Genomic DNA, 13,262 nt, shown 5'->3' on the forward strand with positions numbered 1-13,262 from the left:
GCCGATTCTTTTGCGGCAGGAACGATTTAGCGTCAGCCTGTGTAAGGCTGGCGTTTTTTCTCGGTCAATTTCAGGTAAAATGTTTGTTAAGTCTTTGAAGGGGTAGAAATCAAAAATAAAATGTGCTAACTTCACAAAAGAAGGAATGAGGAGGTTACACATGAAAGAATATTATCCTTTAACAGCAGCACAAAAGATGCACTATAACTGGATCAAAAAGTACAAGACACAGCAGGTGTCCGGAGTCAGCGTCGTGGCATCTTTAAAGTCTGCCATAGATTTTGGGCTTTTGAAAAAATGTATTCAATTAGAAATAGAGCGTTACGGATGTATGAGGATCCGCTTTACAAAGCCTGATGAAAAGGGAGAGGTAAAGCAGTATATTGTGGAAAAAGACGCCAGAGATATTCCGTTGAAGGATTTGTCCAACATGAGTCTGGCGGAAGCTGATGATCTGATGCAGCAGTGGGCCTATGAAACCTTTGACGGGGACGATATCCCACTTTGCGATGTGACTATGGTAAAGCTTCCGGAGGGCTATAACGGATTTTTTATCCATATGGATCACAGACTGATCGATTCCTGCGGATTGGTGGTCATGATCAACGACCTGATGCAGCTTTATACCCATTATAGATTCCAGTCCGAATATCCCCAGGATCTGGCCGATTTTGAGACTGTTCTGCAAAAGGATCTGAAAAGAGCGGGCAATGAGAAACGCTTTGCAAAAGACAAGAAGTTTTGGGATGATCAGTTGGATGCTCTGGGAGAGCCGCTTTATTCTGATATCCAGGGCCCTTCGGTTCTTGAAGAAGCAAGAAAGCTGCATGGCAATAAGAAGCTAAGAGCTGCAGATATTGAAATGAAGAACTTATTTGTGCAGGTAAAGGACTATTATCTGGAGCCTGAGCCGACAAAGAATCTGATGGATTTTTGCATGAACCACCAGCTTTCCATGACGAATCTTTTGTTATTGGGAATCAGAACTTATCTGTCAAAAGTAAATAATGGCCAGGAAGATATTACCATTGAGAACTTTATCTCGAGACGTTCCACCCATGATGAGTGGACATCAGGCGGAAGCAGAACGATTATGTTCCCGTGCAGAACCGTGATTTCCGCAGATATGGACTTTATTTCAGCCGCTTACGAGATCCAAAATGTGCAGAACAGGATTTACATGCACAGCAACTATGACCCTGAATTGATCGAGGAAGAAATGAGAAGACGGTATCATACGCCGGAAAATACAACATATGAAAGCTGTTATCTCACATACCAGCCCATGCCGGTAAAAATGGATACCCCGCATCTGGTAAATATTTCCCAGCACGCGAAATGGTTTGCAAATGGCGCGGCAACGAAGAAGATGTATTTGACCGTATCTCACACTGAGAACGGAGGAATGAATTTCTCCTACCATTACCAGACAGCTCATTTAAACGAGCATGATATGGAGCTTTTGTACTACTATATGATGCGCATTCTTTTCAAGGGGATTGCAGAGCCGGATATGAGCATTGGCGAAATTATGGAACAGGTTTAATGAACAGAAATATAAAACGATGATTGATGGAGGAAAGATCATGACACAGGATATGCAGTTTAAAACAATTGTAGCCCAGTATTGCGAGGTAAAGCCGGAGGAAATGAAAGACGATATGAGATTCCGGGAAGACCTGGGCTTTAGCTCCCTTGACTTTATGTCATTCTTGGGAGAGCTGGAGGATACCTTTGACGTTGAGCTGGAAGAGGAAGATGCGCTGAAGATCCTTACAATTGGAGAAGCTCTGGAACTATTGGAAAGATTATAAAAAGGATGTGAGGATATGGAAACTCTTATTCGAGATATATTAGAGGAAAGCGAAAAAAAATACCCGGAGATCAAAGCTGTTAAGTGGCTGAAAAAGAAGGAAATTCTTACAAGAAGCTATCATGAGATGATGGAAAACGTTGCAGCAATAAGAAAAGGATTGTTTGCAGAAGGCTTTCAGGGAAAGCACATTGCTCTGATCGGAACAAGCTCCGTGGAGTGGATTGAAAGCTATTTGGGTATTATTACAGGAAATACGGTTGCGGTGCCTCTTGACGCGGGCCTGCCAGGTGAGGATCTTATTGATCTTATCAACCGTTCTGATTCGGAAGCGCTTTTTTTAAGCCCGAAGGGGCTGGGGATGTTGGACGGTATTTTAGCGCAGTGTCCAAAGCTTAAAAAAATCTGGCTGCTGCAGGAGGAAGAATCTGAGGTTTCCAATGAAAAAGCAGGCCCTCTGGCTGAGTTAAAGGAAGCTTCGAAAAACGCAGCAGGGGATTCAGACAGACCGAACCCGGATGATGTGGCTACTATTATTTTTACATCCGGCACAACCGGAAAGAGCAAGGGGGTTATGCTGACGCAGAACAATCTTGCATCCAATGTAAAAGCGGTTAATTATACAAAAGAGCCTGGAAGCGTGCTCCTTAGTGTACTTCCGATTCATCATGCCTTTTGCCTGGTTATGGATTGGCTCAAGGGATTTTCTCTGGGCGTGACAGTGTGCATCAATGATTCCCTTTTACATATGGTGAAAAACATGAGCGTATTTAAACCGGAAGTAATGCTTATGGTGCCATTGATGATCGAAACGATTTACAAGAGACTTGCGGCTGCGGACCCTGCTATACCCAAAAAGATTTTGGCAGATAAGGTATTCGGAGGCAATCTCAGCATTATCTTTACCGGCGGCGCCCATCTGGATCCCTATTATATTGATAAATTTGCGGAATATGGAGTGGATATCTTTGAGGGATATGGAATGTCAGAGTGCTCTCCGGTCATCAGCTCTAACACGCCGGATGACCATAAGGCTGGCTCGATCGGAAGACCGCTTTCCAATGTGGAGCTTGCATTTGAGAATGGGGAAATTCTGGTCAAGGGCAGCAGTGTTATGAAGGGATATTACAACATGCCGGAGGAGACCGCTGAAACACTTAAGGATGGCTGGCTTCATACGGGAGACAAGGGGTATCTGGATGATGACGGATTCCTGTTTATAAACGGAAGGGTAAAAAATCTGATTATCCTTTCCAATGGAGAGAATGTTTCACCTGAGGAAATTGAAAATAAACTGGCACTGGGTGAGCTGGTAGGCGAGGTTATTGTAACTGGCGAGAATAACGGTCTTACCGCCAGGATTTATCCGGACCAGGAGGTGGTCGCTGCCAAAGGAATGGATGAAGCGGCAGTCGGGACAGCACTGCAGGCGTTTTTGGATCAGTATAATAAAGCCCAGCCTACCTATCGCCAGATCACAGGGCTGGTTGTGAGAAAGAATCCTTTCATCAGAAATTCAACAAAGAAGATTAAGCGCCAGGAAGCCATGATCGATGAGGCTCTTTGCTAGTATATAGCCCGGTTATTTCGAGAACGTTATACTAGGACATAAAAGGAAGCATACCTGCGATAAAAGCCTGTGTCAGAAGTTCTGCGATAAATTCTGCGGGAGCCTGAAATTTTTCCATAGCCCATTTGTGAAGCACGCCGATTGTGCTTCCGATGGCGCAGGCGATCATATAGGAATACTCTTCCTTGCTATGCCGGGAAGGGCTTGTGTTCTGCGTGGTTTTCCTTACATAGAGGTGTAGCATGGTTATGGTTTTCTCAAAGAAAGCATTTCCCCTTGGATTTTGAAGAAGGTTAGCCAAAAATGGATTTGTCTTGGCATAACTGCAGATCGTCAGGAAATAGGATTTGCACATTTCCCGGTCATTCTTTGGATGAAAGGTTTCCATGAGGGAGAACATATCCTGGATCGTTTTATCTTCAATAGCAGTTACAAGGGCTGGAATATTTTCGTAGTGATTGTAGAACGTACTTCGCACGATTCCAGCTCTTTTTATTACATCAGAAACAGTTATCTTGTCTAATTCTTTTTCTTTCAGAATTAAGAAAAACGCATCATAAATGGCTTCTTCGGCGATATGATATCTTTCGTCTTGTATTTCATTACTCATATGGTTCTCCTTATATTATGGTAACTAGGCATTTATGGTGTCAAAATAATTATAGCATAAGTTTGGGGGAAAAGAAATTTTTAGTTCATGAAAGCTGATATCTTGATTGTATGTTAATTCTATATTAAAATACAAAAGAAATGAAAAAAATATGTAGCCACGTATTGACTGCAACCGTTTATTGTATGTGGAAAGGTATTTTATGTTAAAAATTTATTATGGCGAAATGAAGGACGTCTGTTATGGTCCTTTATGGTTCAAATACCAATATAAACTGGAGTGGTTTCAGGATAACTTAGTTCAGAAAATGCTGCATGATGTAGACCAGTCAGATTATATATCCGGGGGAGTGATTGACAGCCCGGTATTGGGACCGATACCACCAGAAAAATTATCTGGCGGTTTACAGACGCTGATCATGATTTATGAGATGCCGGAAAAAGTATTTGATGCAACTAGCTGTGGAGCAAATTGTGCGAAGTGGCTGTTGGAAATCGGCAAAAAGCAGGATGTCACGATAAATCTCAGATACTTTATGCCATTTGAGGATCTTGGTCCGTTTGAGATAGAGATTATTAATGCTGGAAGAATTGTGTACTCAGCAGATGAATTTGCGTTGATATCGTTAGATTTCCTTTAAGGAGGAGCGGCAATGAAGGGTAAGTATCATATTATTATTGAATCTCCTCGTTTAAAATATGAATTTGAGATAAAGAGAAATATTACAATTATACAAGGGGATAGCGCAACTGGGAAGACTACACTCGTTGAATTGTTAAGAGATTATAACCGTGGGGGAAATAATGGACTTATCCAGATTGTAAGTGCTTGTCCGTGTACTGTGTTTGATGGAAATGAACAGAACTGGATGGATTTTCTGGCATTGATCCATAACACAATTATATTTATTGATGAGGGATACAGTTTTATCCGGAAAAAAGAATTTGCAGATTATATACAGAAAACGGATAATTATTATGTGCTGATTACCAGAGAAGCATTAAAGAATTTGCCCTATAGTGTGAATGAAATATATGGAATCAGAACAACAGGAAAATATCATTTTCCAGAGCAGATATATCACGAGTTCTATCGTATTTATCCTTCTGAAAGCGAAAGCTGTAGAGAGATTTTAGGAGAAACTGTATTTGTAGCGGAGGATTCCAAGTCAGGATTTCAATTTTTACAAAAAAGCTGTCAGAATAAGTATGAATGTGTAAGTGCGGCAGGCAATTCGAATATTTATGATACGATTCGTAATCTGGACAGGGAGAAGACACTGATTATTGTTGCTGACGGGGCTGCATTTGGTGCATATATGGAAAAAGTCATGACATATATTTTGTACCGAAAAAATGTTATTTTATATTTACCGGAATCTTTTGAATGGATTATTTTAAAAGCAGATATTTTGCAAATACCACGGATCAGAGAAATATTGGAGAAGCCCTGGTATTACATCGAAAGTAGGGATTTTTTTAGTTGGGAACAGTACTTCGCAAATTTACTGATAAAATCTACACAGGATGTTGTGGAATTAAGATATCAGAAAGATGAATTAGCAGAATATTATTCTGAAGGGCGCAACAAAGAAAGGATCCAGGAGGTATTTCCGGAAGAAATAAGGAGGCTTTGGTCAGAATAATTATAATATGGGGAAACAAAGTTATGCGGCGTTTGGTGATGTTGGCATCCGGATGCCGCATTTTATATGTATTACGATGGTGAATCCTATGCGGCAAACGGATGATTGAAAATTATGGAATCATGTAAAAATGCAACAAGCCCTAACGGATTTGTGCTATAGTATATGTGAATACTGGATCACCAGCGAAAGAAAGGAAGAGGTAATAAGACAAAATGGCATTATATGCAATGGGTGATTTTCATCTGTCCTTTCAGGTGAATAAGCCGATGGAAGTATTTGGGGCGGAGTGGAAGAATCACGTAAAGAGAATTGAGAAAAACTGTAATAAGAAGATCAGGCCGGATGACACGCTGGTCATTACCGGGGATCATTCCTGGGGGAGAAATCTGGATGAATGCCGTGAGGATCTGGCTTTTATCGAGGCGCTTCCGGGGAGAAAGATTCTTCTTCGTGGAAACCATGACATGTTCTGGGATGCAAAAAAGACAGACAAGCTGAATGAAATGTTTCAGGGAAGGCTGGAATTTTTGCAGAATAATTTTTATGCGTATGGGGATCATGCGCTGGTGGGAACGAAAGGATATTGTTATGAAGGAAAGGATACCATTGAGCATTTCCTGAAGATCCGCGACAGGGAGCTTGAGCGGCTGAAAGTATCCTTTGACCAGGCTGTGGCAGCAGGGTATCACAGGTTTATCATGTTCCTGCATTACCCGCCTACTTCCATCGGAGAGATGAGCAGTCCGTTTACAGAGATGGCTGAGCAGTATGGAGCAGAGAAAGTCATCTATTCCCATTGCCATGGTCAAAAACGCTATGATGACAGCTTTAAAGGCTATGTAAATGGTATCGAGTACAAGCTGGTTTCAGGAGATTATCTGAAATTTAAGCCGGAACTGGTTTTGGGATAGAAAATAGCGAGACGCAGAGTGCGGAACAATCATAACAAAAATTATCTGGAGGAATAAATATGGGATACATGTATTTTGTACGGCACGGTCAGACTGTGTGGAATGTGGAAAACAAAATCTGCGGTGCGACAGACAGCGAATTGACAGAGCTTGGGCATCAGCAGGCAATCGAAACAGGAAAGAAAATACTGGCAGAAGGCATCAGAGCAGATGAAATCCTGTATTCGCCATTAGTCCGTGCCGCAGATACTGCAAAGCATATATCTGAAATCACAGGGATTCCGGCCAGAGTGGAGCCACGGCTGATTGAGCAGAATTTCGGCAAATGGGAATCCACGCCCCGACATGGCGAGGCGTTTGAGGAGGCAAAAAGGCAGTTCATTAATCGTTTCGGAAACGGCGAGACCATGCTTCAACTGGCGCAGCGTATCTATAACCTGCTGGATGAACTGAAGGCTGAATCCGGCAAAAAAACATACATTTTGGTGGCACACAACGGCATTTCCAGAGTCGTCCAGTCTTATTTTTATGAGATGACAAATGAGGAATATGCGGCATTTGGCATAAAGAATTGTGAAGTGCGCAGGTATGAGTTTGAGGAAGTATAATCGGGAGAGCATTCATTTATGTGCGGAAGATATTATTATGGAGATGAGACGGAATGGGACATGCGGCGGATCGTCAGCTATGTGGACGACCAGATTAACTGGAACCGAAAGGGAGATATTCACCCTTCCGAGCTGGCAACGGTCGTTACTGGAAAGAAACCCGGATTCGCAGCAGAAGACATGCGCTGGGGATTCCCTTCCTACCAGTCAAAGCAGTTGATGATCAATGCCAGGTCAGAGACAGCTCTGGAGAAAAAAAGCTTCTCCGACAGTGTGATGAAACGCAGGTGCATCATTATGGCTAAACATTTCTATGAATGGGACCGAAATAGAAATAAAGTAACCTTTACCTGGCCTGAGAGCCCATCAATTTACATGGCAGGATTCTATAATCGTTATGAAGATGGTGACAGATTTATCATTCTCACCACGGAGGCCAATGAATCCATGAGCCCCGTTCATGACCGGATGCCGCTGATACTGGCGGAAAATCAGTTGGAGGATTGGATTTACGAAGATGGCATGGTCAGAGATTTTCTGAGACAGGGCTCTCCCATGCTGACCAGGGAACAGGAATTTGAACAGTTGACATTGTTTTAAATGTATTGGAGAGACATAGGAAAATGGAAATAAAACATAATCCTTGGAGGTATAGCTTATGACTTTGGAAAAACATATTGAAGATACAATGAAGGAATGGCAGATGAAAATTGGAAGTCTGGATTCCGGTATGAGGCTCTATTATCCAAAGAGTTCATTATGTGATTATATGAACCTGAGCAGGGATATAAAAAACGAAGTATTACAGGAGTATATAGAAAAGTATCTGGCATCCCATGCCAGTCATCTGGGAGAGGTGAAAATCAGCCATGACAGCGACAGATTCTGCTTTTATGTGGGTAAAGCCGGGTGCAGCTATGTGGAACAAAACATACCGGAACCGGAATTCCTTACAAGGTTTTTGGGAGCATTAAAGCTCCAGGACATGGATGCTATTTTTAAGGTATTTCACGATTATGCCGAGCGGCATGGCACAGAGGTCTGCTTAGAGAAGGAAGAAGACGGAATCGGGACTGCGCTATACTTTGAAAATGAAGATGTAGAGCCGTATGTGTATTGTGTGGAGCAAAATGAGTTTGGAATCACGTATCACCGTTTTGCCAAAAGCGATTTTGGAAGCCTGTAAAGAGGCACCGATAAATACGAATAAAGAAACCGTGTATTTCTTGTGGGTTTGCAGAGAGATACACGGTTTTTTATAGAAAAAAACTATTATCGAATAGAGGAAAAAAGAATTATGCAAATTCCGCAGATTCTGATATTATAGAACGAACTAATAATATATTATATTGATGGGGAAAATGGGATAAAATATCAGGCTTACGGGATTGGAGGGCACTATGGCAAGACCCAAATTAGAATATACCCTTTATCTTACAGCAGCATGACTCCCAGCCTGCAATTTTGTAGGATTTAAAAAATTCAGGGTAAAAGTTGTTCCGACTCCTAACGTGCTGTCCGCTTCTATCGTGCCATTGTGCGCTTCAACAATCATTTTTGCAAGGGGCAGCCCAAGGCCAATGCCCTGCTTGTCTTTTGAAAACCTGCTCCGGTAAAACCGCTTAAAGATATGGTGCAGATCTTCCGGATGAATACCGCTTCCATTATCTGTTATCCTAATCTGAACCATAGATGCAGACGTTTTCCACTCAATGATAGTGTTAGCTCCGATCTCTTTGATCAGTGCCATATCCTCTCTGTGCATTTCCGGAGTCAGGGCATTTCCCACACCTTTTCTGTCCTGATGTCTTGCAACGCCGCAGAGGGGATAGCTCTTTCCGTTTAAGAAAAATCCCTAAGGAATGGTTGGAAAGGCGGGATAAGGTATGTGTGAAATTTCGTTTCTTATATTTTTAGCGGCGTTTTTGGTGTATATAGGGATCATGGCGCATGATCCCAGGACACTGTGGAGTGGTTTTTCATTTTTCTGGATGCTGGCGTGTTTGGCGATTTTTTTGTTTTTTGCAGTATCTCAATACTCAGAGCAGCTTGTGTCACATGACTGGATTATTGGCATTTTGACTGCGTTATTTGTTATAACGGTAAGCTGCGTACTGGCATTTCCAGGGCTTTTGATTGTTATGTTTTTTGTGGAAGGAATAAAAGTCATCCGACACGAAGGGATAAAGCCATCTAATCTGTTATCAATGCTCTTTTCCCTCTTGTTGTACGCATATTTGGCAATCTGGCCAGGGATTGGGGATTTGACAGACAATACGTTTGGTACGATGCTTTATGTGATCGTCAGTTTTTCTGCAATCTATATACTGTCGCTGATGTCCATGTATTCTTTTTCGGCTGTCCTTAATCTTATACATCTGAAAAAAGACAGGGATGCAGACTATATTGTTGTACTGGGTTCAGGAATTAACGGAACCAGGGTGACGCCGCTTCTGACCGCACGGATTGAAAAGGGAATCGATTTGTTATCCTCCAATCCAAACGCAGCGCTTATCATGTCCGGCGGACAAGGCCCCGGTGAAGATATTCCGGAAAGCGAGGCAATGGCAGCCTATGCAATTGACAGAGGTGTGGATAAAGAAAGAATTATAATGGAAGCAAAGTCTGTATCCACACAGGAAAACCTGCTGTTTTCAAGAAGGCTGATGGAAAAAGAGAAACCGAAAATCGTGATAGTTACTACTGCCTACCATGTATTCCGGGCATTGCTCCTTGCAAAACAGCAGGGAATCAAATGTGTTGGATTTGGTGCAAAGACAAAATGGTACTTTACGTTAAATGCTTTACTCCGGGAATTTGCCGGGTATCTGCGTCTGACATGGAAGAAACACGCTGCAGTGATTGGAACAGTGTCATGCGTCATTATAGTGGCGAAGTTGATCGTATGGCTAAAATAAACGGAAACAGCCGCCCCAGGAAACTGGGGCAATTTTTTTCAGTGATTTTTGAAATCCTACAAAACTGTAGCCTTAGAGTAATATTACTGTAGGAAACGGATGGTATTATACCAGTAGAAATCAAAGAAAGAGGTGCTTATCACATGGACTTATTAGAAGTGAAATCAATTTCTAAAACCTACGGCAGTGGTGAAACGGCTGTACAGGCATTAAAAAAAGTTAGTTTTTCAGTCCCGAAGGGCGAGTATGTGGCTATTGTGGGAGAATCTGGCTCCGGCAAGAGTACACTTCTTAATATGATCGGCGCACTGGATAACCCGACATCGGGAAAAGTGCTGATCGATGGCAAAGACATTTTTGCAATGAAGGAGAGCAAGCTGACGATTTTCCGCAGGAGGAACATCGGCTTTATCTTCCAGGCATTCAATCTGATCCCGGAGCTTACCGTGGAGCAGAACATTATCTTCCCGGTTCTTTTGGATTACCAGAAACCGGATAAGAAGTATCTGGAGGAACTGCTTGAGGTACTGAATTTGAAGGAACGCCGGAATCATCTGCCGAGCCAGTTATCCGGAGGTCAGCAGCAGAGGGTGGCAATCGGACGGGCATTGATCACGCGGCCTTCACTGATACTCGCTGACGAGCCAACTGGAAATCTGGACACGCAGAATAGCAGTGAGGTCATTGCATTGCTGAAGAATGCGTCAAAGAGGTACGCACAGACGATTATCATGATCACGCATAACCAGAGTATTGCGCAGACGGCGGATAGGGTTTTGAAGGTATCGGACGGAGTACTGACTGATTTGGGGAGGTGCAGTGAATGAAAAGCTATTTAAGCCTTATCCCGATTTCGTCAAAGGTACACAGACGTCAGAATTTCATGACGCGCGTTTGTATTATTCTTGCAGTGTTCCTTGTGACCTCAATCTTCTCTATGGTAGAGATGTGGACGGACGCGCAGACAACGGCGATGCGCCACAACCATGGAGATTGGCACATTGCCCTTCAGAATGTACCGGAAGATGAAGCAGAACAGATTAGCGGAAACGCTAATGTTGCGTTTTCCTCCTGGTATGATGCGATAAATGTTGATGCTGACCAAGGCTATTATATAAATGGCAAAAACGCTGTTTTATATGGTATCGAAGAAACGTATATCACGGACATCATGAATTATCCGACGGAAGGTTCTTATCCACAGAATGAAAACGAAGTTGCCCTCAGTACTGACGCAAAAGAACTTTTGGGAATTAAGATAGGGGACAGTATTACCTTAAATACGCCGGCAGGAGTTTTTGAATATGCCGTTTCCGGATTTTGTGAGGATGATACAGAGTTTAACGATATAATTGAAGGCAGCTGCGTGTATATGAACAGGGAGGCATTTGATGAAGTGCGTAGCTTGAATGACGTGGAAGCATCGTCTCAGTTTTATATCCGGTTCCAGAAAGAGAATGGCTTGAAGAAAACAATTGCTAAAATGAAAGAGCAATATAACCTTACCTCTGAAAATGTCATAGAAAACACGGCTGTTTTGAGCCTGTTGGGGGCAAGTACAAATGAGAGTATAAATGGGCTTTATCCTTTGGCAGCAGCTTGTTTTGTAATCATACTGATTGCCGGGGTTTTAATGATCTCAGGCTGCATGAACAGTAATGTGGCGCAGCGGACAAAATTTTTTGGAATGATGCGGTGTGTCGGTGCAAGCAAACAGCAGATTGTACGTTTTGTAAGGCTTGAGGCATTGAACTGGTGTAAAACCGCAATCCCGATTGGTTGTGCATTGGGGACGGTAACCTGTTGGATATTATGTATGATATTGCGGTTTCTTGTAAAAGGAGAATGGGTGGATATGCCTCTTTTTGCGGTAAGCATAAGCGGCATTCTTTGCGGAGCTGTTGTTGGTGTGGTTACGGTATTTATTGCGGCTCAGTCCCCTGCGAAACAGGCTGCGAAGGTTTCACCGGTGGCAGCAGTATCCGGAAATGCGGAATCATCGAAAAAAGTTATCCATGCGGCAAATACAAGGCTTTTTAGAGTGGAAACTTCCCTTGGAATCCACCATGCGACAGGAACTAAGAAAAATCTGTTCCTTATGACAGGATCTTTTGCCCTTACGATTGTGTTGTTCCTGACTTTTTCCGCCTGCCTTGATATTGTGCATAAATTGCTTCCGTCAGTGTCAAGTAAATTCACACCGGATATCGTAATTGCGAGCCAGGATGATACGAACTCCATAGACAGAGGGCTGGTAGAAGAAATTTCAGAAATATCGGGAGTGGACTCTGCCTTTGGTATGATATATAACACAGAATATCCGACTGAGATTAATGGCAACGCAGGAGCAATTGATTTGTGTTCCTATGATGATTTTATGATGGGCAACTTCGCAAATTCGGTCGTAAGCGGTGACATGTCAAAAGTCTATGGAGATTCCAGCTATGCTCTGGCGGTCTACAACCAGAGTAATAGACTGGATGTCGGAGATAAAATAAAAATCGGAGATGAGGAAATTGAAATTGCAGCTGTCCTTTCCGAAGGAGTAGGAAGTGTCAGCGGTGCAGCGACAGTGGTCTGCTCTGAAGAAACCTATCTACGTTTAATGGGCGATCAGAATTATGTTATGGTGGGGATGGTATTAGAAAAAGATGTATCTGAGTCGGCAGTAAGAAAAATCCAGGATATGGCTGGAGAACATTTATTCATGGATAATCGGGAACAAAATAGTGAGAACAATGGTTCTTACTGGGTATTCCGGCTTGCGGCATATGGTTTCCTGGCGATTATTTCCCTAATCACCGTGCTGAATATTATGAACAGCATTTCTATGGGGGTGTCTGCAAGGGTTAAGCAATATGGGGTAATGCGTGCTGTTGGTATGGAAAGCAGGCAGGTTACAAAGATGATAACGGCAGAGGCAGTAACATACGCTGTTTGCGGCACAATTGCCGGAATTGTACTTGGGATGATACTTCACTATTTGATTTATGTGAAGATTATCATTAGTCATTTTGGTGGTTTTTGGAATATTCCGCTTACTACCATTGCAATCATATTTTTGCTGGTTGCCTTCTCATGTGTTATTGCAGTCCATGGACCGGCAAAACGGATACGTAATATGGCAATCACAGATACAATCAATGACCTGTAATTGGAACGATAGATAAAGCCAGCGGTACAG

Annotated in this window: 13 protein-coding genes and 1 pseudogene; 12 read left to right on the forward strand and 2 right to left on the reverse strand. The window is 42.6% G+C overall.

The window, feature by feature from the left end; genetic code table 11:
- The first annotated feature begins 160 nt into the window (after positions 1 to 160).
- Genes ACESZH_RS03365 through ACESZH_RS03375 form a run of 3 tightly spaced genes read left to right on the forward strand, consistent with a single transcriptional unit; the run spans position 161 to position 3,383 of the window.
- Positions 161 to 1,546, forward strand: a complete 1,386-nt coding sequence (locus ACESZH_RS03365; RefSeq protein ID WP_373212509.1) for a condensation domain-containing protein — start codon at positions 161 to 163, stop codon at positions 1,544 to 1,546.
- Positions 1,547 to 1,586: 40 nt separating this feature from the next.
- The gene (locus ACESZH_RS03370) at positions 1,587 to 1,814 is read left to right on the forward strand and encodes an acyl carrier protein (protein WP_373212506.1); all 228 of its coding nucleotides are present in this window, start codon (positions 1,587 to 1,589) and stop codon (positions 1,812 to 1,814) included.
- A gap of 15 nt (positions 1,815 to 1,829) precedes the next feature.
- On the forward strand, positions 1,830 to 3,383 hold the full coding sequence (locus ACESZH_RS03375; RefSeq protein WP_373212504.1) for a long-chain fatty acid--CoA ligase: 1,554 nt from the start codon (positions 1,830 to 1,832) through the stop codon (positions 3,381 to 3,383).
- Positions 3,384 to 3,414: 31 nt separating this feature from the next.
- Here ACESZH_RS03375 and ACESZH_RS03380 read toward each other — a convergent pair whose 3' ends face one another.
- A complete protein-coding gene (locus ACESZH_RS03380) occupies positions 3,415 to 3,993 on the reverse strand; it encodes a TetR/AcrR family transcriptional regulator (RefSeq protein WP_373212501.1) in 579 nt (192 codons plus the stop codon).
- Between the two features lie 202 nt (positions 3,994 to 4,195).
- Between ACESZH_RS03380 and ACESZH_RS03385 the strand changes: the two genes are divergently transcribed.
- The 6 genes from ACESZH_RS03385 (at position 4,196) to ACESZH_RS03410 (ending at position 8,346) form a co-directional block, all read left to right on the forward strand.
- Complete coding sequence (locus ACESZH_RS03385; protein ID WP_373212500.1) at positions 4,196 to 4,633, forward strand: DUF4869 domain-containing protein; 438 nt, start codon at positions 4,196 to 4,198, stop codon at positions 4,631 to 4,633.
- Positions 4,634 to 4,645: 12 nt separating this feature from the next.
- On the forward strand, positions 4,646 to 5,638 hold the full coding sequence (locus ACESZH_RS03390; protein WP_373212497.1) for a translation initiation factor 2: 993 nt from the start codon (positions 4,646 to 4,648) through the stop codon (positions 5,636 to 5,638).
- A gap of 215 nt (positions 5,639 to 5,853) precedes the next feature.
- On the forward strand, positions 5,854 to 6,552 hold the full coding sequence (locus tag ACESZH_RS03395) for a metallophosphoesterase (protein WP_373212494.1): 699 nt from the start codon (positions 5,854 to 5,856) through the stop codon (positions 6,550 to 6,552).
- Positions 6,553 to 6,611: 59 nt separating this feature from the next.
- Positions 6,612 to 7,160, forward strand: a complete 549-nt coding sequence (locus ACESZH_RS03400; protein WP_373212492.1) for a histidine phosphatase family protein — start codon at positions 6,612 to 6,614, stop codon at positions 7,158 to 7,160.
- Between the two features lie 18 nt (positions 7,161 to 7,178).
- Entirely contained in the window at positions 7,179 to 7,760 is a 582-nt protein-coding gene (locus ACESZH_RS03405; protein WP_373212489.1) for an SOS response-associated peptidase, read from the forward strand.
- Between the two features lie 58 nt (positions 7,761 to 7,818).
- Positions 7,819 to 8,346 carry a DUF3877 family protein gene (locus ACESZH_RS03410; protein WP_373212486.1) on the forward strand — a complete coding sequence of 176 codons (528 nt, stop codon included), beginning with the start codon at positions 7,819 to 7,821 and terminating at the stop codon, positions 8,344 to 8,346.
- A 243-nt stretch (positions 8,347 to 8,589) separates the two neighbouring features.
- Here ACESZH_RS03410 and ACESZH_RS03415 read toward each other — a convergent pair.
- Positions 8,590 to 8,883: pseudogene (locus tag ACESZH_RS03415) on the reverse strand (sensor histidine kinase); the annotation flags it as partial.
- A 280-nt stretch (positions 8,884 to 9,163) separates the two neighbouring features.
- Here ACESZH_RS03415 and ACESZH_RS03420 point away from each other — a divergent pair.
- From ACESZH_RS03420 to ACESZH_RS03430, 3 genes are all read left to right on the forward strand, one after another.
- A complete protein-coding gene (locus ACESZH_RS03420) occupies positions 9,164 to 10,078 on the forward strand; it encodes a YdcF family protein (protein ID WP_373212484.1) in 915 nt (304 codons plus the stop codon).
- Between the two features lie 143 nt (positions 10,079 to 10,221).
- Positions 10,222 to 10,905: an ABC transporter ATP-binding protein gene (locus ACESZH_RS03425; RefSeq protein ID WP_373212481.1), complete on the forward strand. Its 684-nt coding sequence runs from the start codon at positions 10,222 to 10,224 to the stop codon at positions 10,903 to 10,905.
- Positions 10,902 to 13,232, forward strand: coding sequence for an ABC transporter permease (locus ACESZH_RS03430; protein WP_373212479.1), 2,331 nt, complete (start codon positions 10,902 to 10,904; stop codon positions 13,230 to 13,232). The genes ACESZH_RS03425 and ACESZH_RS03430 overlap by 4 nt, the downstream gene beginning before the upstream one ends.
- Positions 13,233 to 13,262 lie beyond the last annotated feature (30 nt).

Source organism: Ruminococcus sp. 5_1_39BFAA, from assembly GCF_964240875.1.
Taxonomy (GTDB): Bacteria; Bacillota; Clostridia; order Lachnospirales; family Lachnospiraceae; genus Blautia_A.